13 protein-coding genes are annotated in these 23710 nt (G+C 73.9%); 5 read left to right on the top strand and 8 right to left on the bottom strand.

Translation table 11 applies throughout. The annotated features are described in order from the left end of the window. Positions 1–19: 19 nt before the first annotated feature. From NAEX_RS34810 to NAEX_RS34820, 3 genes are all read right to left on the bottom strand, one after another. Positions 20–526, bottom strand: a complete 507-nt coding sequence (locus tag NAEX_RS34810) for a c-type cytochrome (protein ID WP_170136252.1) — start codon at positions 524–526, stop codon at positions 20–22. A 345-nt stretch (positions 527–871) separates the two neighbouring features. Continuing rightward, positions 872–5812 carry a serine/threonine-protein kinase gene (locus NAEX_RS34815; RefSeq protein WP_096331784.1) on the bottom strand — a complete coding sequence of 1647 codons (4941 nt, stop codon included), beginning with the start codon at positions 5810–5812 and terminating at the stop codon, positions 872–874. Continuing rightward, complete coding sequence (locus NAEX_RS34820; RefSeq protein WP_096331785.1) at positions 5813–7165, bottom strand: sigma 54-interacting transcriptional regulator; 1353 nt, start codon at positions 7163–7165, stop codon at positions 5813–5815. A gap of 510 nt (positions 7166–7675) precedes the next feature. Between NAEX_RS34820 and NAEX_RS34825 the strand changes: the two genes are divergently transcribed. Continuing rightward, positions 7676–9424, top strand: a complete 1749-nt coding sequence (locus NAEX_RS34825; RefSeq protein ID WP_096331786.1) for a TolB-like translocation protein — start codon at positions 7676–7678, stop codon at positions 9422–9424. A gap of 340 nt (positions 9425–9764) precedes the next feature. Here NAEX_RS34825 and NAEX_RS34830 read toward each other — a convergent pair whose 3' ends face one another. Further along, on the bottom strand, positions 9765–13025 hold the full coding sequence (locus tag NAEX_RS34830) for a VWD domain-containing protein (RefSeq protein ID WP_100793441.1): 3261 nt from the start codon (positions 13023–13025) through the stop codon (positions 9765–9767). 302 nt (positions 13026–13327) lie between these two features. Here NAEX_RS34830 and NAEX_RS34835 point away from each other — a divergent pair, with 302 nt between their 5' ends. Beyond that, on the top strand, positions 13328–14761 hold the full coding sequence (locus tag NAEX_RS34835; protein ID WP_096331788.1) for a ferritin-like domain-containing protein: 1434 nt from the start codon (positions 13328–13330) through the stop codon (positions 14759–14761). Between the two features lie 348 nt (positions 14762–15109). Here NAEX_RS34835 and NAEX_RS34840 read toward each other — a convergent pair whose 3' ends face one another. Further along, on the bottom strand, positions 15110–15904 hold the full coding sequence (locus tag NAEX_RS34840) for a glutathione S-transferase family protein (RefSeq protein WP_096331789.1): 795 nt from the start codon (positions 15902–15904) through the stop codon (positions 15110–15112). A 335-nt stretch (positions 15905–16239) separates the two neighbouring features. Between NAEX_RS34840 and pssA the strand changes: the two genes are divergently transcribed. Continuing rightward, on the top strand, positions 16240–16851 hold the full coding sequence (gene pssA, locus NAEX_RS34845; protein WP_096331790.1) for a CDP-diacylglycerol--serine O-phosphatidyltransferase: 612 nt from the start codon (positions 16240–16242) through the stop codon (positions 16849–16851). 13 nt (positions 16852–16864) lie between these two features. On the opposite strand, the gene NAEX_RS34850 is transcribed toward pssA, so the two are convergent. Then, positions 16865–18100 carry a tRNA-uridine aminocarboxypropyltransferase gene (locus tag NAEX_RS34850; RefSeq protein ID WP_096331791.1) on the bottom strand — a complete coding sequence of 412 codons (1236 nt, stop codon included), beginning with the start codon at positions 18098–18100 and terminating at the stop codon, positions 16865–16867. 116 nt (positions 18101–18216) lie between these two features. Between NAEX_RS34850 and NAEX_RS34855 the strand changes: the two genes are divergently transcribed. Next, positions 18217–18630 (top strand): FHA domain-containing protein, encoded by a 414-nt coding sequence (locus NAEX_RS34855; RefSeq protein ID WP_170136254.1) that lies wholly within the window; start codon positions 18217–18219, stop codon positions 18628–18630. Between the two features lie 67 nt (positions 18631–18697). Further along, positions 18698–19261, top strand: coding sequence for a hypothetical protein (locus NAEX_RS34860; RefSeq protein WP_096331793.1), 564 nt, complete (start codon positions 18698–18700; stop codon positions 19259–19261). Positions 19262–19270: 9 nt separating this feature from the next. Here the strand turns inward: NAEX_RS34860 and NAEX_RS34865 are convergent, their stop codons facing one another. Together NAEX_RS34865 and NAEX_RS34870 are read right to left on the bottom strand one after the other, a co-directional pair. After that, positions 19271–21610, bottom strand: a complete 2340-nt coding sequence (locus tag NAEX_RS34865; RefSeq protein WP_096331794.1) for an amidohydrolase family protein — start codon at positions 21608–21610, stop codon at positions 19271–19273. Between the two features lie 334 nt (positions 21611–21944). Beyond that, positions 21945–23201 carry a peptide-N-glycosidase F-related protein gene (locus NAEX_RS34870; RefSeq protein WP_245913865.1) on the bottom strand — a complete coding sequence of 419 codons (1257 nt, stop codon included), beginning with the start codon at positions 23199–23201 and terminating at the stop codon, positions 21945–21947. Between the last annotated feature and the right edge of the window lie 509 nt (positions 23202–23710).

Consider the following 23710-nt stretch of genomic DNA (forward strand, 5'->3'; position numbering starts at 1 on the left):
GTTTGCGGGGCGCCCGCGCCTACTCGTTCACGTCCGGGGAGACCCGGTCGTCGGTGCGGTCGCCCTCGGCGGCGTCCTGCTTGTCGTCGGCCTTGTCGCCCTCGGCGTGGAGCATGAAGGTGGACGCGTTCTGCGGGCCGACCGTCTCGTCGGCGTCGATGCCGTTGGCCTTGAGGTCGAACGCGACGATGGCCCAATACTCGCCCTCCGCGAGGCTGCCGGGCTTGTCCTGCGGCATCTCCTTGCGGATGAATTCGAACACCTCCTGCGCGGTGGCGAAGCGGGCCAGCGCCTCCTCGCCGACCACCGCGGGTACGCCGTCCTTGCCCTTGCCGAGCGCGCCGTGGCACTTCGCGCAGTGCTTCTCGAACAGGGTGGCGCCGGCGATCTTCTGTTCGGCCGGGCCGGGCGCCTGCTCGGGGTCGGCAGGGTCCTGCGAGCCACGCTTGGTGCAGCCGGTGAACAGCGCCGTGACGAGCAAGCAGGCCAGCGTGAGGGGCGTGGGTCGAGTCGAGAGCGTACGCATGGTGACCTCGGGGGCCTCTTGCGACGGGTCGGCGGGCCCGGCAAGGGTCGCGCGGCGAGGGGGATGGCCGTTCGCCGGAGGACGCCCGCCCATCCGCGACGCGCGTGCTCGGGGCGCTCGGGCGCAAGCTGCGCCAGAAGGCCGGGCCGGAAAAACCCCGGCCGGTGTCATCAATGTCCTTTGGGACATATGGCAGGCTCAGGCGTGGAGACGGCCGGCAGCGTGTGGGGGCGGGTCGTCATGCCATGGACGAACTCGAGCGACGATCGATGGGGTGCTCCGCGAGGCGCCGGCGGTCGCGAGCCCGCATCACGTGTCATGAGCGCAACCGATCGGCGAGCAGAGCTACAGCGCCGGGCCGGCGAGGGCGACGCGCTCCGAGCAAGCCGCGCGGGCAGCCGCGGCCGCGGCCGCGGAGACGTTGAGCAGGGCGACCCGCCGCTCGACGTCGACGCAGTGGCGGGTGGCGCTCCACAGCTTGGGGTCGTCGACGCCGGTGAGCGTCTCGAGGTCGGTCCACACGCGCACGCTGCCGTCCTGCGAGGCGCTGACGATCCGCCGGCCGTCCGGAGCCCAGTGGGCGGTGTAGACGGTGGCGTCGTGGCCGCGCAGGACCAGCGGGTCCCCGGCGCCGTCGGCCGGCCAGACGCGCACGGTCCGGTCCTTGGAGGCGGTGGCGATCCAGCGGCCGTCGGGGCTCCACGCGCCGTGGGGGACGCCGCCGACGTGACCGCGCAGGACGGCGAGCTCGGCGGCGGCGTCGGGGTCCCAGATCCGCGCGGTCATGTCCTCGGAGGTGGTGAGGACCCGCCGACCGTCGGGGCTCCACGCGGCCGACATCACCGACTCGTGGTGGCCGCGCAATACGGCCTGCAGGTCGCCGCGCCGGCTGCCCCACACGCGCGCGGTCTTGTCGAGCGAGGCGGTGAGGAGCCGGGCGCCGTCGGGGCTCCACGCGGCCGTGTTGACGGCCTCGTCGTGGCTCAGGACCGCGAGCTCGCGGCCGCCGGCGAGGTCCCAGATCCGCGCGGTGCGGTCGCCCGAGGCGGTGGCGAGGCGCCGGCCGTCGGGGCTCCAGCCGACGCCGCCGAGCCAGTCGCCGTGGCCCCGCAGCACCTGCGGCGCGCGCCCGTCCAGGTGCCAGACCCGCGCCGTGGCGTCGGTCGAGGCGGTGGCGAGCCGCCCGCCGCCGGGGCTCCAGGCGAGGCCGTAGATCGGGCCGGCGTGGCCGCGCAGGACCACCTCGGGGGCCTCGCCGGCGGGATCCCACACGCGCACGCGGTCGTTCTCGGCGAACGCGATCCGGCCGTCGGGGCCGAACGCCGCGGCGTGCATGATCTGCCCCGGCGCGTGGACGGCCCGCGGCGGCGGTCGGCCCTCGGGACGCCACACGCGGGCGCTGCGGTCCCATGAGCCGGCGAGGATCCGCCGGCCGTCGCGGCTCCACGCGAGCGAGTGGACGGCGCCCTCGTGGCCGCGCAGCACCTGCGGCGGGCCGTCGTCGTCGGCCGGCCACACGCGGATCGTGGCGTCGTACGAGCCGGTGAGCACGCGCCGCCCGTCGCCGCGCCACGCGACCGCCATCACCGGGCCCTCGTGGCCGACGAGGAGCCGCGGCGGACCGGCGGGACTGTCGACATTCCAGATCCGCGCGGTGTCGTCATTGCAGCCGACGACGAGCCGGGCGCCGTCGGGGCTCCAGTCGACGGAATAGCAGTCGGTGTCCTCGGCGAATGTGGCCAGGAGCTCGCCGCGCTCGGCCGACCAGACGCGGGTCGTACGGTCGTAGCCGGTGCTGGCGATCCGCCGGCCGTCGGGGCTCCACGCGGCGAAGAGGACGGCATTCTCGTGGCCGCGCAGGATCAGCGGGTCGCCGCCGTCGACGGGCCACACGCGCACGGTGTGATCGGCGGAGGCGCTGACGATCCGCCGGCCGTCGGGGCTGAAGACGGCCGACGTGACCCCGCCGTCGTGGCCGCGGAGCACCCGCGGGTCGCCGCCGTCGAGGGACCACACGCGCACGGTGCGGTCGGCGGAGGCGCTGACGATGGCGCGACCGTCGGGGCTGAAGGCGGCGGTGCAGACCTTGCCGGTGTGGCCGGCGAAGACGCGGGGGTCGGCGTCGCCCTGCCAGAGGCGGACGAGGTGGTCCCCGGCGGCGGTGACGACGCTGCGCTCGTCGGGGGCGAAGGCGGCGTGCTCGACGCGGACGGGGTGGGGCAGGATCGCGGTGTAGAGGCCGCCGTCGCGGGCCCGCAGGGCCAGGTCGGCCCACTCGCGCGGGAGGTCGGGCGGCTCGAGCTCGCGGACGAGGGCGAGGGCGGTGGTCGGGTCGCGGAGCTCGAGCTCGCGGGCGGCGGCCATGCGGGTGGCGTTGCGGGCCTGGCGGGCCTCGACGTCGGCGCGGGCGGCCTGAGCCTCGGCGCGCAGGGCCTCGTCGCGGGCGCGCAGGGCCTCGGCGCGGGCGCGCAGGGCCAGCCAGGAGACGACGCCGGCGATGGCGACGAGCGCGGCGATGACGGCGAGCAGGCGACGCCGGCGGCGGGCCTCGGCGCGCCCGAGGCGGGCGACGACGGCGGCGAGGTACTGCTCCTCGTCAGGGCCGAGCGGCAGGCGGGCGGCGGCCTCGGGGGTGCGGCGGCGGCGGTCGAGCCACACGCGGGCCTCCTCGGCGGCGTGCTCGCGCCACAGGGTGCCCTCGGCGCGGCCGCTGGCGCGCCACTGCTGGGCGGCGGCGCGCAGGCGAGCCACGAACCGGGCGTCCTGCCGGCTCTCGTCGAGCCACTGGCGCAGCCGGGCCCAGCGCTCGATCAGCGACTCGTGGACCAGCTCGACGGCCCCGCCGTCGCGCTCGTCGCCGGCGGCGATCAGGAGGAGGCGCGCGGCCGCGAGGTGCTGTACGACCTGGACGGCGGCGTCGCTGCCCGGCGCGAGGGCGCGCAGCTCGGAAAGGCTGAAGACCGCGCGGGTGCGCTCCGGGGTGACCAGGCGGAGCAGGATCGCGCGGGCGAGCTGCTGCTCGCGCGGCGAGAGGGTGGCGAGGACGGCGTCGGCGTGGGTCGAGAGCGCGCCGGCGACCCCGCCGAGGGCGCGGTAGCTGGCGCGGGTGAGCAGCCGGCGCGCGGGGTCGCGCGTGTCCCACAGCCGGGCGGCCGTGAACTGCAGCAGCGGCAGCGGACAGCGAGTGCTGGCGAGGGCGGCGAGCATCTCGTCGACCAGGTCGTCGCCCTCGAAGCGGTAGCCGGCCGCCTCGACCGGGCGCACGAGGGCGTCGCGCAGGGCGCCCGGCCCGAGCGGCGGGAGGAGGACGAGCCCGCGGGTGACCTCGCTGGTGAAGCGGCGGTCCTCGGCGACGCGGTCGAGGAAGTCGGAGCGGACGGCCAGGACGACCCGCACCGGAGAGGCGGCGTCGTCGGCGGCGCTCTCGAGGCAGGCGAGGAAGGTGGCCCGCTCGTCGGCGGCGGCGCCGAGGGTGTAGAGCTCCTCGAACTGGTCGACGAACAGGAGGAGGTGGCACCCGCCGGCGCGACAGTGCGCGCGCAGGAGGGCGCCGGCGTGGCCGGGCCGCTCGGGGAGCAGGGCGGCGAGGGCGTCGGCGTGGGGCGCGGGGCGTGGGACGGTGGCGGCGGGGCGCCGGCGTCGAGCGGGGCCGCGAGGACGCGCTCGTGCGGGGCGCCGGCGTCGGGCCCGGCGGTCCGTTCCCGCGGGAGTGTGGCGCCGGCCTCGGATGCGGGGAGGCGGGCAGTCGGAGGCGAGGGGTCGGCTCGGGGCGCGGGGGCGAGTTCGCGCAGGGGCGTGGTGCCGGTGCGGGGCGCGGGGGCGAGTTCGCGCGGGTGCGGGGCGGGGGCGTGGGGCGCGGGGGCGAGTTCTCGGGGGTGCGCGGCGGCGGGGCGGTCGGGGAGCAGGGTGGCGAGGGCGTCGGCGTGAGGCGCGGGGCGCGTTCGCGCGGCGGCGGGGCGGCGACGTGGGGCGCGGGGGCGCGTTCGCGCGGGCGCGGGCCCTCGGGGGGGCGGCGGCCGGCGGCCCGGGCGTCGACGGTCCCGGGCCGGGCTGGAACTGGGCGAGCACGTCGGCGAGGGCGGCCAGGGGGCGGCGGCCGGGGCGGAGGACGAGGGCGTCCCAGCGGCCGCCGGAGCGCTTGAGGGCGGGGATCAGGCCGGCGCGCACGAGGGACGACTTGCCGGCGCCGGACGGGCCGGCGATGACGACGAGCTGCTGCTGGCGCAGGCGGGCGAGGACGGCCGCGGTGTCGCGCTCGCGGCCGAAGAAGCGGGCGGCGGCGGCCTCCTGGAAGGCGGCCAGGCCGGCGAACGGGGCGGCGTCGAGGTCGGAGGGGGCGTCGTCGGCGACGAGGGCCTCGAGGCGGCGCACCAGCAGGGCGGCAGAGGCGAGGCGGCGCTCGCGGTCCTTGATCAGGCAGGCGTCGACGAGGTCGGCGATCGGGCCGAGGTCGGGGCGGGCGGCGGCGAGGCTCGGCATCGGCGCGGCCAGGTCGCGCACGCCGGCCAGCCGCGCCGGGCCGACGGGCGCGAGCGGGTGGACGCCGGTGAGCAGCTCGTGGAGGACGACGCCCGCGGCCCAGACGTCGGTGCGGGCGTCGACGGCCTCGCCCAGCCACTGCTCGGGCGACATGTACGCGGGCGTGCCGACGCGATCGCCGCCCAGGGTGTGGCCGTCGCCGGGATGGCCGGCGCCGTCGGTCACCCGCCAGCTCGCAGGATCGCCGGCCAGCCGCTTGGCGACCCCGAAGTCGAGCACCTTGACCTGGCCGGCGTCGGTGACGAGCACGTTCTCCGGCTTGAGGTCGCGGTGGACGATGCCCATCGCGTGGGCGCACTCGAGGGCGCGCACGACCGGCAGCATGCGCTCGGCGGCCTGCCGCGGGGACAGCGGCTCGCGCTCGTCGAGCCAGGCCCGCAAGGTGCGGCCGTCGAGGTACTCGAGGACCATGTACGGGCAGCCGCGGACCTCGTCGACCTCGTAGATGCCGACGATGTGCTCGTGGCGGCAGCGAGCGGTCGCCCGCGCCTCGGCGAGGAACCGCGCGGCCCGCTCGCCGCCGTAGGCGTGCAGCAGCTTGATCGCGCACAGGCGGGCCAGGCGGGTGTCGCGGGCCAAGAACACCCGGCCCATCCCGCCGCGGCCGAGCTCGCGGATGATCTCGTAGTGCTTGAGCCAGCTGCCTGGCCCGAGCGACAGCTCCGTCGCGGCCGCGGCGGCGTGCTCCGGCTGGGTCAGCGGCGCGGTCGCGCGGCCGAAGTCCGTGTCGTCGCGGTCGCGATCCATCTACGGCTCGATGCGGTGGCGTCGCAGCAGGCGGTAGAGGTAGGCGCGATCGATGCCGGCGGCGTCGGCCGCCCGCGCGACCTTGCCGTCGTGCAGGCGGAGCAGCCCGGCGAAGTAGCGCCGCTCGAAGTCGGCGAGGGCCCGCACCCGCTCGGCGGCGTAGGGCGCGGCGGGGTCGACGACGAAGCCGTCGCCGCCGGCCTCGCCGCCCTCGGGCTCGGGCTGGCCGGGGCCGAGGACGACGCAGCGCTCGAGGTAGTTGCGGAGCTCGCGGACGTTGCCGGCCCACACCGCGTGGCGCAGCCGGGCCAAGAACGCGGGGTCGCGCAGCGGCTCGACCTGCGCCGGCGAGGCGTGCAGCGAGGCGAGGATCTCGTCGACCAGCGCCGGGATGTCCTCGGGCCGCTGGCGCAGCGGCGGCATGCGGATCGTGACGACCGCGAGGCGGAAGTAGAGGTCAGCGCGGAACTTGCCGAGGTTGACCTCGGTCCGCAGGTCGCGGTTGGTGGCGGCGATGAGGCGCACGTCGACCGGCCGGTGCGTGTTGGAGCCGACGCGCCGGACCTCGCGGGCCTCGAGCGCGCGCAGCAGCTTGGGCTGGAGGTCGAGCGGGAGCTCGCCGATCTCGTCGAGGAAGAGGGTGCCGCCCGAGGCCTCCTCGAAGGCGCCGATCCGCCGCTCGGTGGCGCCGGTGAAGGCGCCTTTCTCGTGGCCGAACAGCTCGCTCTCGAGCAGGTTGCCGTGGATCGCCCCGCAGTCGACGACGACGAACGGACCGTCGGCGCGCGCGCCCTCGCGGTGGACCGAGCGCGCGGCCTGGCTCTTGCCGGTGCCGGTCTCGCCCTCGAGCAGCACCGTGGCGCTGCTCTCGGCCGCGCGCGCGAGCAGGGCGAAGGTCGCCCGCATCGGCGCCGAGACGCCGGTGAGCGAGCCGAAGCGCGGCTCGCTGGCCAGCGGCAGGCGGTTGACCTCGGCCCCGAGGTCGAAGCGGATCACCGTCTTGCCGAGGCGCAGCAGGCTGCCGGCGCGCAGGAAGGCCTCGAGCACGCTGACGCCGTCGAGCACGGTGCCGTTGCGGCTCTTCAGGTCGCGCACGCGGGCGCCGGCCTCGTCGACCGCGATCTCGCAGTGGAACCGCGAGACCGTCGGATCGTCGACGATGCAGTGGTTGCTGCGGTGCGAGCCGATCGAGCAGCGATCGGTGGCGGACTGCCAGGTGGCCCCGGTGGCCGGACCCTCGACCACGGTGAGGCCGAAGCGCCGCACGCTGGCCCGCCCCGCCTGCGGCTCGGCGCAGGTGAGGGTCGCCGCCACGTCGGCGGGCACCGGCGCGCGAGGATCGTCGGTCGGCATCCGCCTACGGATACAACCGTTCGCCCCTGCCGGCAACGGCCCCCGCCCGGACTCGGGGCGCGCGAGGCCGAGACGTCGCGGGCGCGCGCGAGCGGGTTCGCCCGCCGCGAGCGTTCGCGTGACATGTCCTTCGGGGCATGTTTGAAATGCGCGCGATCGAGGGCGCCGCCGGGCCGACGCCGGGGCTCGACGAGTGTCTTTGGGGGCATGTCCGAAGAAACATTGGGTGTACCTGGCCGGCGGACCGCGGCGCGCGCGGCGATATGTGGCGAGAGCCAGGAGCGGGTCGCCTCGCAGAGGGACATGACCGAACGGACATGTGGTCAGGTGGCCACCGCTCGCGTGCGCCGGCGCGCGCGACGAGGATGCCGCGCCGCGCTCGATCGGCCGGACGACCTCCTCGGACGTCGGTCCGACCTGACGGGCGCCGCTGCGCCGCTACTCGGTTTGCCGGCGATCGCGGGCGGGACGGTCCGTGCGCGGGCCCGCGGACCCGGCTACCGTGACGGCATGCGAACTTGGGGCGCTCTTCTCATCCTGGCTTGCGCGGCGTGCCCGGGCGGCACGGGCGGTACCACCGAGACCACCGACACCGCGGCGACGACGGAGCCGCCCGCCACGACGAGCGGGTCGGAGACCGCGGCGCCGCCGACGGGCACGACGACCGCGCCGCCGACGACGAGCGACGGGACGACCACCGAGGGCACGACCACCGAGGGCACGACCACCGGCGAGCCGGCGCTGCCCGGGGCGCGCGTGGTGTATGTGACCTCGCCACCGCCCCGCGAGCTGTTCTTCGTCGACTGTACCGGCGAGACCCCCGGCGCGCCGATTCGCGTCAACGAGCCGCTGGCGGAGGGCTGGGGGGCGGGGCCGGTGGCGTGGACCTCGCCGTCCGGGCGCTGGCTCTACTACCACCTGGTCCATCCGCAGCTGGGACTGGAGGCGTGGCTCGTCGACATGTCCGGGCCGCTGCCGGGGGTGCCGAAGCGCGTCGCGCTGCCGCCGGGCATCTCCGCCCTGTTCTTTCCCCAATTCTCGCACGACGAGACCCGACTGGCGCTGCGGAGCGAGGATCCCGACGGGTCGCAGTTCTTCCTGTGTACGATCGAGCCCGACGGGACCTGCGCGCCGGAGCGCTGGGGCGTCCCGGTGCAGCCGGGCGGGATTCACCGGATCTTCTTCGCGTTCTCGCCGGACGACACGCGCGTGGCGTACTTCGCCGATCCGGAGGGCGACGGCTTCGACCAGGTGTTCCTCGGCGGGACGGCGCCGGGCGAGGCGGGCGTGGCCGTGCCGGTGTCGGGCGACATGCCGCCCGTCGACGACGTCGAGACCCTGTGGTTCAGCCAGGACGGCGCGACGCTTTATTATGGGTTCGGCCCCGACCAGAGCCGACCGGGGGTGCGCGCGGTCGACCTCTCGAGCGACCCGCCGAAGGCGCCGATCACGGTGGTGCCGATCGACGGGCTCGTCGCCGTCCACCCGGACGAGTCGGCGATGCTGTGGTGGAGCAGCGAAGACAAGGGTTCGAACGGCGACCTGGCGGTGTTCGCGATCGACGGCACGAAGGTGGGCCCCAGCGCGCCGATCCACGACGCGCCGGGGCGCGTGGCGGATCGACTGTTCCGGTGGTCCGCCGACGGCCGCTTCGCCATCTACGGGGCTCACGGCGGCCAGGTGGAGGACGCCTATGCGCTGTTCGGCGCCGACGTCAGCGGGCCGACGCCGACGCCGCCGGTGATCCTGAGCGCGCCGATCACGACCAACGGGACGGTCGACCGCGTGCTCGTCGGCCCCGATCCGTCGGTCGTCTTCTACACCGGCCGGCCCGACCTCGAGACCGGCGATCAGGTGTGGATGGTCCCGCTCGAGTCGCCCGGCGACCGCGTGATGCTGGCCGAGACGGCCGAATTGGGCGGGATCCTGGACGTCCGGCTCAGCCCCGACGGGTCGCAGGTGTTGTTCTCCGCCTCGCCGGGGCTGGGGGCGCTGCACGAGCTGTTCCTCGGCGACGCCGCGGCCCCGGGGGCGCCGGTCAAGCTCAGCGCGCCGCTGGAGCCGGACGAGGGGGTGTGGCAGCCGCGGTTCAGCCAGGACGGCGGCCGGGTGTTTTACAACGTGCGCCGCGTGGTCGACGACACGATCGTGCAGCGGTTGCTGCAGGTCGAGGTCGACGCGCCAGGCGCGGCGATCCAGGTGTCGGACCCGGCCCACAGCGTCAGCCATGCGCTGTACTTCCCGCCCGTCGCCGAGTGAGCGCGAGGCAAGGGGCCGGGGCCGGGCCAGGGCCCCGGCATGCAGCGCGCCGACGCCGACGCGCGTGCGGCGGCGCGGTCCGGCCGAGCGCGAATGTACGAATGTTTTTTAAGACATGTCTTATTGTTCATTGATGTCACTCTCCACGAGCGGACAGCGGCATGGCCTCCGGGCGAGGAGGCGAGGTGGAAGGTGCGAGCTCGCGACCGGCCCTGCTTCGGACCCCCGAAAGGCGCGGTCGGCAATGCGCGAGGTACAGCGCCCAGGCATTCTGCGGGCGCGAAAGACCGACGTCGCGCTGCATGAGGCGCAGTCGGCGATCAGGCATCCCCACAGAGCGTCACTCCCCGGACGGGAGGGTGAAGTAGGCGAGGTCGTGCATCTCGGGGAGCTCGGGGGGCGGGACGAGCTCCTGGACCTCGAAGCGGAACAGGGTGAAGGCGATCGGGTTGTTGCAGGGGCTGTCGGTGGGGTCGAGCCGCAGGGTGCATTCGCCGTAGCCGTCGGCCCCGATCGCCACGCAGTCGAAGCGGCCGCCCCAGTCGGAGGCGGGCGTGCCGGCGCCGGCCGGCGGCGCCTCGGCGGTGCCGAGGTAGTCGATGCCGAAGAACCCCGAGTCGTAGTTGAAGCCGGCCTCGACGCGGACGGTGAGGTCCTTGCCCTCGGGGTACTGGTCGGCGGTCGCCAGGTCGGGGCCGCGGAACACGACCTTCTCGTCGGCGCAGTCGATCGCGGCGCCGTAGCGCGGGGCGACGGCGACGTAGTCGTCGGCCGGGTACATCGTCTCGCCCGGGGTCGGGGCGACCTCGTGGCAGGCGTCGGCGAAGGCGGGGTCGCCGGTGAAGGCGACGTCGAGCATGCAGGTGTCGCGCAGGGCCTCGGGGCAATCGCCGCACTCGGCCTCGGCGAGGGCGATGGCCTCGGGGTTGGGCGGGGGCGTGCTGACCGGCATCAGGCTGTAGGGCGGGTCGCGGTAGGTCTCGGGGCCGGTGTTGGGCGCGTAGACGAACAGCGACTGGCCGAGCGGGACCCGCCAGGCCTCGCTGAAGCTGCCCGGGCCGCGGTAGAGCGCCTCGAAGCCGACCGGCTGGGCGAGGAAGACGCCGCCGCCGAGGCCGAGGTCGTTGCTGCGGTCGCCGTCGGCGTCGCCGAGCACGCCCTCGACCGCGCCGGCGCGCGCCGGCGCGAGCGCGACCTGAAGGTCGAGGTGGTCGGCGAACACGCGCACGCTGAGGCGGTCGCCGCTCGGCCAGTCGAGGTGGTAGCGATCGCCCTCGAGCTGCAGGACGCCGCCGCCGACCGGGAAGGGCACGCCGGGCTCGAGGGTCTCGGGCTTGCCGTCGACGTACACCTCTGCGGGCATGTCGGCGTGGAAGCCGACGCGCCGGTCGCCGATCTTCGCGGCCGCGGCGGTGTTGTACGACAGGCTCAAATTTTGGCCGAGCGGGGCCTGGCGGGCCTGGATCTCGAGCGGCGCGCCCGCGGTCGCGCGCACGAGCACGAACTCGCCGCCGGCCTGGAAGTCGAACAGGAGGCCGTCGTGGCTGATGACGTGGACGTCGCCCCAGGTGCCGCCGGGATCGCCGGGCGGCTGCGGATCGTCGCACTCGTCGTTGTACACCTCGCAGCGCTTCTTGAACTCGCGCTCGCCGAAGGTGACGATTAGCGGCTCGAGCAGGGTGCCGAGGCCCCACGGGGCGTCCCAGCCGAACTCGCCGCCGACCTCGCCGAACACGGCGACGCAGAGCTTGCAAGTGCCCGGGTCGACGGTGGCCTTCACGCCGAGCGCGCCGAACGGGGCGACGTGGGGGCCGTAGAGGAACCCGAGCGCGAACCCCAGCTCGTCGACGAGGGTGAACTTGGACTCGAGCGCGAACTCCATGCCGAGGCCGGTCTCGAGCAGGTCGGCGTCGCCGGAGATCTGCGGGGCGAACTTGTGGTTCCAGCCCTTCTCGTCGTGCGTGAGCTGGAACGGGGCCGCGGCCGTGAACTTGCCGGCCCACTTGAAGGCCATGGCGAAGTCGATCCGCGGCCGCATGTGCAGGGTCACCGGGATCGGCGTCGGCAGGCCGCCGAGGATGATGTCGCCGAGGTGCAGCGAGTCGGCGATCTCGGCCTTCACCGCCACCGAGGCCTCGATCGTCGGCGCGACGTCGATGTCGACGCGGAGGTCGCCGAACGCGAGGCCGCTGATCGTGAACTTCTTGACGACGACGCCGGCGAACACCTCGGCCTCGCTGGCGGTCCCGGGCGAGTCGCCCTGGGCCAGGGGGATGGTGACCTTGATGCCGAGCTTGTCCTCCTCGTCGCCGAGCAGCTTGTCGGCGGCGTCGAGGGCGAGGGGCTGCTCGGCGGGCGCGGGCCCGGCCGGGGGCGCGGGGACGGGGGTGATCGTGCCGATGCACTTGTCGGAGGCGCAGTGGGCGTCGGCCATCGAGAGCGGGACGTCGCGCACGCCGAAGAAGCCGCCGGCGACGGTCTGGTCGAGGCCGACCGGGTGGCCGTAGAGGGTGAGGGTGCTGCCGCTCTGGAACCGCTTGACGACCCGCAGCATGTAGCCGGCGCCGCCCTGGCCGACCACGACGTCGCCGGCCTGGATGCTCGGCATGCCCTTCATGGTCGAGTAGGTGAGCACGAGCTCGCTCAGCGTCGGCGCCTCGGCGACGTTCAGCTTGGCGGCGACGAAGGTCGGGAGCTGCTCGGGGAAGCGGACGTCGGGCTTGAATTCGAGGTGGTTGGCGAGCACGGTGGTGCCGGCCCACAGCCGCCGCGTGCCGTCGGACACGACGAGCTCGGGGTGGTGCTCGCCGAGCTGGTCGAAGGTGTGCACCGGCAAGCCGGCGACCTTGATGCCGCTGGTGGTCGCCGGGCACGGGCTCAGGGTCTGATCGACCTGGCCGTCGCCCTCGAAGTCGAGCTCGCAGGTCAGCTCGCCGGTGCCCTTGCCGGCCCGCACGTTCCAGCCGAAGTGGGTGACGAGCGGCGCCTCGCCCCAGCCGCGCTCGACGGTGTCGAAGGCGTCGATGGCGAGCTGCGGCACGTCCTGGCAGCCGGCCTTGCCGCCCTGGGTCGAGGCGATCAGCCGCTGCTCGGCCTCGTAGCTGGCGGAGGGGCCGTTCAGCACGGCGAGCGGCTCGCCGAACGCGAGGTCGACGCGAAAGAAGCAGTCGGGCAGGCGCACGGTCAGCGTGGTGCCGCCGCCGTCGACGCGGGCGGTGTGGACGTCGTAGGCCTGCGACGGCTGCACCGGCGCGAGCGCGTGCATGGTGATGCCGGGCGTGGTGTACGAGGCCAGGGTCACGCGCGGGCCGTGGTCGGCGAGGCAACCGGGGGGGACCGCGAAGGTCAGCTCGACGAGGTCGCCGGGGCGGGCGTACTGCGCGAGGCCCTGGCTGACCGAGGTGGCGACGTCGCTGGTGCCGTCGGTGTGGTGGAAGCTCAGCTTGGTGCCGGTGAGGCACATCTCGAGCGGCGGCTCCCACAGCGACACGTTGCGGGGGGTGGCGGCCTCCGCTTCGGCCTCCGGCCGCGGCTCGGCGGCCTCGCAGCCGTGGAGCCCGGCGAGGGTCAACGAGGTGATGAACAGGTGATGGGTGCGCATGTTCGATCCCAAGGTCCGGGCGGCGCGCGAGGGCGCGGCCGACCGGATGCGCGGCGCCTGTGCAGTCGCCGTGCCACGCCCCTGCCGGAGCCCGCGGGCGGGCAGGCGGCGGGCCGTGGCCTTCCAGGCCACGACGGGCGGGGCGGTGTGGCCTGCGAGGTCACAGGCCGGGCGCGCGGGCGCGCGGGCCGGAGCAGGGCGAGCGAGAACGGCGCTGACATGTCCTATCAGGCATGTCCTTTCAGGCATATGAGGGGTGCGGCGGGCTGCCTCGCCGGGCCGCGTTGTGGTATGCCGGTGGGATGAAGAGCTTCGACGTCATAAAAGCGACGCTGCGCGAGGCGCAGGTGTTGGCGGCGCTGTTGAAGGCCGCCGGGGTGGCTCCGCTCGCGCTCGCCGGGGCGTGCGCGGACCGGCCGGTCGGCGCGAGCGACGGCCAGGTGTCGGGGATCGGCACGACCACCGCGAGCGACGAGACGACCGCGAGCCCGGGGACGGCGACGGAGAGCTCGCCGGGGACGGTGACGGAGACAGCGCCGGGCACGGCGACCGAGACGGAGCCCGACACGGCGACCGCGACGGGGCCGGGCACGGCGACCGCGACGACCGGGGAGATGACGGGCCCGGGCACCGACGTGACCACGGCGTGGAGCGACAGCGACCGGCCGCCGGACTGCCCGATCAATTACCTGGAGACCGTCGAATGCGTCGACCTGCCGGGCGACACGTCGACCGGCGACAACACCGACGGCGACAGCACGACCGACGGGGGCACCAGCACGACCACCGGCGATTCGACGGGCGGCACGACGACCGGGACCACCGGCGGCAGCGGGCCGTGCGAGGGGGTCGAGGTGCCGCTCCACGACGATTGCGGGCTCTACGCTTACGACGTCTCGCCGGTGTACGAGCTGCGCGGGCAGTGCTGCGTCAACGTCACGTGGGAGGAGACCTGCTGCGGCCGGCCGTTCCTGGTCGAAGAGACAGCCCGGACGGCGCACCCGATCGCCCGCGCCGACTGGAGCTCGCCGGCCGCGCCCGCGCTGGCGGGGCTGTCGGCGCGCGAGCGGGCGGCGCTGGCGGCCGAATGGGTCGAGGACGGGCTGGCCGAGCACGCGTCGGTGGCCGCGTTCGCCCGCTTCGCGCTGCAGTTGCTGGCGCTCGGGGCCCCGGCCGCGCTGGTCGAGGCGGCGCAGCAGGCGATGGCCGACGAGATCGCGCACGCGCGGCTGTGCTTCGGGCTGGCGGCGGCCTACGGCGGCGAGCCGCGCGGGCCGTCGCCGCTGCCGCTGACCGGGGCGCTGGCGGGCGCCGACGACCTGGTCGCGGTGACGGTGGCGACGCTGCGCGAGGGCTGCATCGGCGAGACGATCGCGGCGCTGCAGGCCGAGGCGGCCCTGGGGCGCGCGAAAGACCCGGCCGTGCGCGCAGCGCTGGCGCAGATCGCCGCCGACGAGCTGCGCCACGCCGAGCTGGCCTGGCGCTTCGTCGCGTGGGCGCTGGAGCGCGGCGGCGCCGAGGTGCACGCGGCCTGCGCGGCGGCGCTGGCGGCGGCCGAGGCGAACGTCGGAAGAACTTTCGGACAGGTCGAACAGGACATGTCCCCGAGGATGCTCGCGCACGGGCGCCTCGGCGCGGCCGGGCGCGTGGCGGTGGCCCGGCGGGCGATGGCGGCGGTCGTCGGTCCGGCCGGCCGGGCGCTGCTGGCCCGCCACGCGGGGGCCGCCGCGGCGTGAGCGCTCTGGGTCATGTTCTGAACATCATGTTCAAAAGAGCATGTGCGAGATGCACGGCCTCGACGGTCGAGGATCATTCGCCGGGCCCGCTCCGGGCGCGGGCGGCTCGGACGAGGCCGAGCGCGCCGACGCGCAGGCGCACGACCTCGACGGGCGGCCTCGCCGGCGAGGGCTTCGCCCGTCGAGGTCGCGGCTCTTCAGGCGAGGCCGCGCTCGGCGTCCGTCGCGGGGCGGCCGAATTCGAGCGCGTCGTTCGGACGGGGACGAGTACGCGGGGCGGCGCACGCGTGCGAGCTCGACGGGCGGCGCTTCGCCGGCGAGGTCTTCGCCCGTCGCGGTCGCGGCGCTTCAGACGAGGCCGAGCTCGGCGTCCGTCGCGTGGCGGCCGTACTTCTCGCGCGGCGGCATCGGCCGCTGCGACCAGTGCGGCGCGAAGGCGAACGACGAGACCGTCCGCCCGGCCGGGAGCGCGCCGTTGCCGGCGCCGCGCGAATAGTCGTAGTAGTTCTTGACGATCTGCTCGCGCGTGACCTGCTGGGCGGATGGGTGGGCGAGGCACGCCGCTTGCCAGCGCCGGACCCGCGCGTACTTCGGCTCGTCCGGCAGCGCGAAGTCCTCGTAGTACTCGAGGAACCAGAAGCGCATGAACATCGGGGTGAACACCGCCTCGGCCCAGCCGAACTCGTCGTGGAGGAAGGTGCGGTCCGGGCTGTAGCGGGCGAGGAACGCGTCGATGCCGGCGTACTGGGCGAGGAGCTTGTCGCGCAGCGCCTCGCGCTTCGCCGGGTCCTGGTTCATCACGTAGCCGTAGCCGGCGTTGACGAGGTCGCTGCAGAGGGCGGTCAGCATGTTCTCGACCGCGCGCGCGAAGGGGTCGCGGGCGGCGACGCGGGGCTCGGGGAAGCGATCCTCGAAGTACTGCATCAGGACCAGGCTCTCGCGCAGGACGCCGCCGGTCTCGGTCTCGAGGATCGGCAGCGCGGTGTTCCCCGGCGTCTTGGCGAGCAGCGCGGGGTCCCGCGGCTTCGTGATGTCGACGACCTCGAACTTCACCGCGCCGGTGAGACCCTTGAGCGCGAGGAGGATCTCGAGGCGCTGGCTGAAAGGACAGACGGGGATGTGATAGACGCGGAGCTCGCTCATCGGGCCGAGCTTATCCGCAATCGGGCGGCCGGCGCGGCGATCGCCGGACCGCCGCCGGCGCTCGTGCGCAGGCGGGGCGAAGCGCGGCACGGGGTCCGCCGCGGCTCGGGACCGGGGCGGGGCCCCGCCTCGCCACGTCCGGCGGCTTCGACCCGGCGGCTCGTCGCGGCTCGGCATCCAGGGCCGGGGACCGTCCTCGCGGTCCGCGCTTCGTCGGCCTCGACCCGACGTGCCCCCGCCCTGGGCTCGTTCCCGCCCATCTTTGCCGAGCTCGCTGGCGCGGCGGCCCTCTGCACTTCAGGCCGAATTTGGCAACCTACGCGAGGGACCCGACGATGAAGCGCCACTTCTCGATGATCCGCGAGTTTCACCTGGCCGACTGGTTCACGCTGGCGAACGCGTTCTGCGGGACCGGGGCGGTGTTCGCCGCGATGCGCTTCCTGCAGGACGGGTGCCCGCACGCGCTGCTGCGGGGCATGGCCCTGATCCCGCTGGCGTTCCTGTTCGACGCGCTGGACGGGCGCATCGCCCGCTGGCGGCAAAAATCGTCGTCGCTGGGCCGCGAGCTCGATTCGCTCGCGGACGTGATCTCGTTCGGGGTGGCGCCGGCGGCGTTGGCGTACGCGTGCGGCATGCAGGGCGGCTGGGACTGGGTCGTCCTGTCGTACTTCGTCTGCTGCGGCGTCAGCCGCCTGGCCCGCTACAACGTCACCGCCGAGTCGCTGTCCGGCGACGACGGCAAGGTCCGCTACTTCGAGGGCACGCCGATCCCGACCAGCCTGGTGCTGGTCGTCGTGCTGGCGCTCGCCACCTGGAACGGCCGGATCGGCGACTCGTTGTGGTTCGGGTCGATCGACCTCGGCTGGGAGCTGCACCCCCTGGTCCTGATGTTCGCGCTGTCGGGCTCGCTGATGATCAGCAAGACCCTGCACATCCCCAAGCCGTGACGCGGCGGGCCCGTCACGGGCCGGTCACGAGCGCGTGCAGGGACTTCTCGATCGCGGCGAAGCGGCGGGCGGCGCGGCCCGGGCCGTCAGGGAGGTTCTCGGCCCGGCCGAAAGCCCGTTGCCACACGGCGCGCAGGTCGAGCTCGGGGGCGAGGGTCCAGCCGGCCTCCATGCGCAGCAGCGACAGGGCGTGGTAGCCCCAGATGCCGAGCACCGCGTCGGGGCCGAGGAACTCGCGCCAGGCGGCCTGGGTGGCGGCCAGGGGGGCGCCGGCGCGGATGTCGAGCTCCGGGACGTCGAGGTTGTCGGCGGTGCGCGGAGACAGCGGCTGGCGGGGGGCCAGCAAGGCGGCGAAGCGCTCGCCGGTGGCGACCCGCAGGGCCCGCAGTTCGATGGCCTCGACGGGGGGCGGGTCCGGGGTGCCGTACGGCCAGGCGTTGGGCTCGACGTGCAGCAGCACGAGGCGGTCCAGGACGGCCCGCAGCGGGGCGCGCGGATCGACGGGGGGCCTGGGCGGCGGCTTGTGGCGGCGGTGACGGCTGGCCCCGGCGCCCGAGGCGACGTACGCGAGCTGCATGTCGACCATGCGGTCGAAGGCCGACAACATCGGCGTGTAGCGACCGGGCGCGCGTTCGAGGCGCTCGAGCACGTGGGCGGTGGCCTCGATGGTCGACAGGCAGTGATCGTCGGGCTCGCGGCGGATGCGGTAGTTGCTGGCGAATTCGGGGCGGAAGGACAGCCGCGGGAGCGCGCGCAGGAGGGCGCTGCGGCCGACCAACTTGCGCGCGTTGGCCCAGGTGCCGTCGACGACGACGAGGGTGCGCGGCGGCCGGGTGAGGGCCTCGACGTCGGTCGCGTCGGACGAGGGGAACAGCAGGTGGGTGTCGGGCGCGGCGAGCTGTTCGGCGAGCGCGGGCTGGCGGTCGGGGTCGAGGGTGACGTGCAGCTGCGAGCCGGGCAGCGAGAGGTGGGCCATGCGACAGGTGCCGACGCCCACCCGGGCCTCGCGCGGGTGCTGCAGGAACACGACGCGGGTGCGGCTCGGCACCGGCACGAGGGCCGCGCACCAGCACACCTGCCGGGGGCGACGGCAGCGTGAACAGTGCGCTCGAGGCTCCACGGGCGGTCGTCTACCACGGGGCGCGGGGCGCGGGGCGCGGGCGTTCGGAGGTGGTTCACGGCGGTGACCGCGAGGAGGTCGCAGCGCCGCTGCCGAAGACCTGCCGCGAATGCTCCGCGGTCGACACATCACGGGCGGCACCGCCCGGGGCCACGAGCGCGTGAGCGAGGCGAGGCGCGAGGGCCCGGCGCTGCGCGTGATCTCGCGGCCTGGCCGCGGGCCGGGGCGCTCGCTATCCTCGGTGCGTGGGCGAGGCGCGGTTCTGTTGCGGGGCGTGTGCCCACCTGGCAGCGGCGGGCGGGCGCGAGTCGGCGACGACGGGGCCGGCGCTGCGGTTCGCGCTCGCGCAGGACGGTCGGCCGCGGAATGCGTGGGTGGTGTTCGACGGCCGCGCGATCGCCCTCGACCGGGCCGTCACCGTCCTCGGCCGCGCCCCCGGCTGCGACATCGTCATCCACGACGACCTGCTGTCGCGCAGGACGCGTTCGATCTCCTTCGATGGTGACGGTCATTGCATCGTCACCGACCTCGACAGCGTCTGCGGCGTGGTCGTGAACGGTCGCAAGCTCGCGCGCGTCGGCCTGCACGCCGGCGACCGCGTGTATGTCGGCAGCACGGTGTTCGTGGTCGAGTCGCGCGACGGCCTCGAGGGGCGGTGACGGCCCCGGTGCGCTCTGCTCCTCTGCCTGGCTCGGCGGCTCGCCCCCAGGTATTTTTGCCTCACCCATGGCTTCCCCCCGTCAGCGCGACCTGCTCGGGACGTGGATCGAGGACACCTCCGATCCGGACGAGGACACCGGCGATCGCTACGACGACATGATGGCGCTGCACGTGCTCGTGCTGAGCCGCGGGGCCGCGCGGCGACCGGTCGCGCGCTACGGGCAGGTCTACGCCTCCAATTACGGCACCGACGTGAAGTTCGGCGAGGGCCGCTTTCATTGCGGGGAGGGCAGGCTGGTGATCGAGCTGCCGGCGATGATCGATCGCAGCAACGCCGTCGGGATGGGCTACGAGTCGCGGCGTTCGCAGGTCCGCGCCTGTCGGTTCGAGTTCGTGCGGCACGACGAGGACGGCGAGATCGTGCTGACGAGCCACCTGGATCCCGGCTCCCCGACCGTCCCCGCGGCGCGCTTCGTGCGGGTCGCGGACCCGACCCGAGAGCTCGAGCAGCTCGACGAGCTCGCCGCGCGCGTGGGCGAAGGGCGGGGCGAGGCGGGCGGCGGAGCGGCGAGCCCGGACGGGTCGGGCGGCTCGAAGACCCCCAGGCGCTCGCGCGCCCGGAAGACCTGAAGCGGCGAGTCAGCGGCCGAGCTCGGCCGCGCGGGCTTCGGCCAGCTCCCACATGCGAATGTAGCCCTCGGCCGAGCGGAACAGCGGCTCGAGGTCGGCCTCGTCGACGGCGTCGCGGCGGGCGTCCTCGATGAGCTCGGGCAAGAGGCCGATGTGGGCCAGGCCCTCGGTGTTGAAGTCGATCTCGCGGTTGCCGACCCTGGGCGGGGTGAATTCGACGTCGCCGGCGAACGAGGAGAAGGGATAGGTGACGGGGTCGGTCTGCGGGGTCGGGCACACGCCGTCGCCGAAGCGCGGGCCGCGGGCGCCGGCGAAGCCGTTGAGGTCGAAGCCGAAGCCCTCGGCCGGGTAGCCGCCGTTGTCCATGATGAACTGAATCTTGTCCTTGAAGCCCTGCACGGTGGCGCCGGGGGCGTCGCCGCGGCAGATGCCGAAGCCGCCGGCCGAGACGCCGCCGAGCTCGTAGAGGACGCCGCCGTTGTTGCGCCCGTGGCTGCCGATCGGCGGGTAGCCAACCTCCTGCAGCATCTCGTAGGCGCGCACGTACGACCACTGCGGGAGGTGGTCGACCTCGATGATCATGCCGCGCGCCATCATCTGCCGGATCATGTGCTCGCCCAGCGCGGTGAGGGTGGCGTTCTGACAGTAGGCGCCCTCGAGCGCGGGCTCGGTGATCTGGCCGAGGTACATGCCGGTGGTGGTGAGCGGGGCGGTCGGGAACTTGCTGTTGTCGACCGGCGCGGGCGAGTCGTAGACGTCGCGCGGCATGTTGAGGCCGCCGAAGTTGACGTTGCCGCTGTCGAACCCGCCGACCTGGGGGTCGGGGCAATCGAGGGTGAAGTTCGACCAGTGGCCGCTGTTGGCGAAGTTGCCGAGCTCGATGAAGGCGCGGTCGCCGTCGCCGGGCGAGAACTTGTTGTCGTACTTGTGGACCGGGAAGATGGCCCGCACGCCGAGGTCGTAGTAGTGGTCGAGCTGGGCCTCGACGTAGGCCTCGTCGCAAGTCGGGTCGCCGTCGCGCGGGGTGAGCTTGCAGTCGAACAGGTTGGAGGTCTCGATGCCGAGGATCACCGCGAGCTTGCCCCCGGCGATCACCTCGCGCGCCTCGGCCGGGGTGTGGACGACGCGGAACCACCCGAGCCCGGGCCCGCCCGACTGAGCGTCGATGTAGCGCTCCATCGCGTAGGTCTCGTCGATGATCCGGTCGACCGCGGTCATGTCGTCGCAGCCGTAGCGGCTCTTCTGGATGCCCTCGCCGATCATGAAGTCGCAGATGATCGCGTTGGTGGTGGCGTGCTGGACGACGAGGCGCAGGCCGGCGAGGTAGGCCCGCTGCAGCCACAACCAGTACTGGGTCTGGTGGGTCGAGCGCCGCGGGCCGTCGGGCCACTCGGTGAAGTCGGGCCAGCCGGCGGTGGCGTGGTTGTCCTCGCCGAGCTGCTTGGCGACCAGGTCGGGCAGGAGGCTGGCGAGGTCGGCCTCCTCGTTGCCGGAGGCGTCGAAGATGTAGCCGAAGAAGTCCTTGCGCCCCATGTCGCCGTGGGAGATCGAGCAATCGGGGAGGGCGTGCGCGACGCCGAGGCGGTGGTAGGCGCCGCCGTGGAACAGGCCGCCGCCGCCGAAGGCGTAGTTCGAGTGGATGTGCGAGTGGGTGTCGACGATGCCGTAGAGGTCGCCGTCGTCGAACATGGTGCGGGTGATCTGGCCGGTGGCGTCGAGGGTGAGCTCGGGGTGCGGAGTGCAGCCTTCGGCCGGCTCGAAGGTCACGGGCACGCCCTCGTCGGCGAGCGCGTCGGCGCCGAGCAGGCGATCGTTCCGCCGGTTGCGCAGCTGGTATTGCGACCAGTCGACCACCGAGGTCTCGAGCGTCCACTCGGCGCCCGAGACGTAGGTGTCGTCGATGCGCGTCACGTCGGACTCGAGCTCGGTCTGGCGCACCAGGGGGCCGTCGTCGGACACGAGGTAGCCGCCGTCCTGGTCGTAGAAGAGGTAGGTGCCGAGGTCGGCGGCCTTCATGAAGAAGCGGGCGGCGCCGGCCTTGTCGGCCGCGAAGGCGAAGCTGGTCGGGTCGCCGGCGGCCAGATAGCGGTCGCCGCTGCGCAGCGAGAAGCAGCCGCCGGCGAACTGGTAGGTGTCGAGCATCGGCGGCTCGCCGGTGGTCTCGCCGGTCTCGCCGGTCATGCCGACGGTGGTCGTGGGCACGGTGCTCTCACCGGTCTCGCTCGGGTCCGTGCCGCTGCTGGTATGCTGCGTGTCGCTGGCCTCGTCGTTGGCCGAGGGAGCGGTGGAGCAAGCAATCAGCGCAGTCAGGGTCCACGGCACGAAGTAGAGGTGGCGCACGATGGCCATGGTATCCGAGAGCCGGCAGCCGGTGTCTCGCACGAACGATGCGCAATGGTCGAAAAATCAGGACGACACCGCGTGAATTTGCGCATCGGTGCAGGCAGCTCGCGGGCGGTCGTGGCCCCGCGGGCCTCGACCAGTCAGGGAGATGTCTGCGAGTCGACGATCGCCGCAGACCGCAGTTCTCGGCGACGCGCCGCTGGCCGAAGCGGCTCGCCCGGGGCCGGGTGAGGAGGACTTCCGCGGGCAGGCGCGGGAGATCGCCGCGGCGCGGGTCGGCAGCGTCCCCGCGTCCGCAGCGGGCGGGGTCCGGCGGCCACGCGCCGGCGAGGGCGGCTCGCTACTCGGCCTGGACGTAGAGCGAGAACGGGAAATTGCCCTGCATGTCGACGAAGGTGGCGTCGGGGACGTCGATCACGAACTCGTGCGGACCGGCGCTCGCGGGCCCCCAGGGGATGATGCGGGTGTCAATCACGTCGCCGGGGCACCAGTTGCTGAAGGACTGCCACTCCTCGTCGGATTGCGGGTAGGGCCCGTAAATGCCGTTGGGCTGGGTGTTGTACGGGCGGAACGGCTCGCACGAGGTCCGCCCGGGCTTGTATTGCAGCACCAGCTCGCCGTCGACGTAGACGTAATGCTCGCGGCGGATGTACTCCTCGCCGCCGGCGTTGGCGCCGTGGTTCGAGGTGATGAGCACGAGCTGGGCGTTGGCGGTGTCGGCCGGCAGCTCGAAGGTGACGGTCTTGCGGGTGGTGCCGAGCTCGTCGCTGGCGCCCTCGGTGTAATTGTTGAAATCCTCGCCGATGGCGACGGGCACCAGGTGGTTGAAATTCGGGGCGGGCTGCTTGCTGTCGGTGTAGAGCAGCAGGGTGCCGAGCTGGGTGTCGTTGCGGCCGGCGCAGCCGGCCACCTCGTTGTTGGCGGCGTAGGGCACGCCGAAGATGCTGAGCTCGAACCAGAAGTCGTACTCGGCCAGCAGCTCCGGGTCCTTCAAGATCGGCACGAGGTCGCTGGTCTGCCACTCGTAGGGCACCGTCATCGGGTGCTTGTTCATGTCCATGAACGGGGTGATGAACCGCGCGACCTCGATGCGGTCGACCTCGGCGGGCACGTAGGTCTGCGCGCCCTTGGGGACCAGCGCGAGGTTGACCCCGCCGAGCCGATCGTAGTTGTCGCACAGGGCGCCGACGATGACGCCCATCGTCAGGGTGGATTGCACCTTGGCCTGCAGCTCCTCGGTGAAGCGCGTGGCCACCAGCGAGTTGCTGTGGCGGATCACGCCCTCGGGGATCGGCTCGTCGACCGTGGCGGCGTAGCCGTCGTAAAACACGATGTCCTGCAGGACGGGGAAGGCCTCGGGCGCGGGCGGCGGCTCGTCGGGGCCGGTGGTGCTGGCGTCGCTGGTGCCGGTGGGCGGCTCGGTCGCGGTCGCGTCGCCGGTGGTGGTGGAGGTGGGCGCGTCGGTGCCGGTGCTCTCGAGACCGCCGGTGCCGTCGGTCGTGCCGGCGCCTGTGCCGTCATCGGCGCCCCCGGGGTCGGTACACGCAGCGAGCAGGGCCAATAGACAGACACACGAGGTCGCGCGACGCAGGCTCATCGTTCGAGCGTACCAGAACGCGGGCGCGAGAGCGCGCGCGCGCGAGGCGTCAGGACGTGACCGGTCCGGCGCGGGGCGGCGGGCGAGGGCGGAGACCGGGGCGGCTCGCCGCTGCGGCGCTGGCTCACGCGCGTGCGGGATGCGGAGATCTGGTGCGCGACCGCTGACCGCTGGCGGCGACCCGAGGAGAAGGCCGCGGATCGGCGAATGTCGGCACTCGCGGTCGACGGTTCGCGCGGTCGCGTCGTGAGCGTCAGGCCGATCAATCGTCTGTCTCATGGGACATGTCGCGGGCACGCGCGATCGCCCCGGAGCGCTCGAGCGGCGTTCGCTGCGATGAACGCTGGCGCTCGCGCGCACGGCATTTATAGAGGGGAAACAACTGCGCTGCCCGTGGGGACGACGCATGCCCTCGGGGGCGCCCGTACCCTCGGCGCGCATGACGCGTGGTCGCGGGTCGATGGTCTCCGGCGCAATTGAACCCGACCTCGCGGTCACTTAGGCGATGG

The sequence above is a fragment of the Nannocystis exedens genome, from assembly GCF_002343915.1.
GTDB classification, from domain to species: domain Bacteria; phylum Myxococcota_A; class Polyangia; order Nannocystales; family Nannocystaceae; genus Nannocystis; species Nannocystis exedens.

Excerpts from the sequence above, each read along its gene's own strand:
- NAEX_RS34810 (WP_170136252.1), bottom strand. The coding sequence starts at position 526 with ATGCGTACGCTCTCGACTCGACCCACGCCCCTCACGCTGGCCTGCTTG.
- NAEX_RS34815 (WP_096331784.1), bottom strand. The coding sequence starts at position 5,812 with ATGGATCGCGACCGCGACGACACGGACTTCGGCCGCGCGACCGCGCCG.
- NAEX_RS34820 (WP_096331785.1), bottom strand. The coding sequence starts at position 7,165 with ATGCCGACCGACGATCCTCGCGCGCCGGTGCCCGCCGACGTGGCGGCG.
- NAEX_RS34825 (WP_096331786.1), top strand. The coding sequence starts at position 7,676 with ATGCGAACTTGGGGCGCTCTTCTCATCCTGGCTTGCGCGGCGTGCCCG.
- NAEX_RS34830 (WP_100793441.1), bottom strand. The coding sequence starts at position 13,025 with ATGCGCACCCATCACCTGTTCATCACCTCGTTGACCCTCGCCGGGCTC.
- NAEX_RS34835 (WP_096331788.1), top strand. The coding sequence starts at position 13,328 with ATGAAGAGCTTCGACGTCATAAAAGCGACGCTGCGCGAGGCGCAGGTG.
- NAEX_RS34840 (WP_096331789.1), bottom strand. The coding sequence starts at position 15,904 with ATGAGCGAGCTCCGCGTCTATCACATCCCCGTCTGTCCTTTCAGCCAG.
- pssA (WP_096331790.1), top strand. The coding sequence starts at position 16,240 with ATGAAGCGCCACTTCTCGATGATCCGCGAGTTTCACCTGGCCGACTGG.
- NAEX_RS34850 (WP_096331791.1), bottom strand. The coding sequence starts at position 18,100 with ATGTGTCGACCGCGGAGCATTCGCGGCAGGTCTTCGGCAGCGGCGCTG.
- NAEX_RS34860 (WP_096331793.1), top strand. The coding sequence starts at position 18,698 with ATGGCTTCCCCCCGTCAGCGCGACCTGCTCGGGACGTGGATCGAGGAC.
- NAEX_RS34865 (WP_096331794.1), bottom strand. The coding sequence starts at position 21,610 with ATGGCCATCGTGCGCCACCTCTACTTCGTGCCGTGGACCCTGACTGCG.
- NAEX_RS34870 (WP_245913865.1), bottom strand. The coding sequence starts at position 23,201 with ATGAGCCTGCGTCGCGCGACCTCGTGTGTCTGTCTATTGGCCCTGCTC.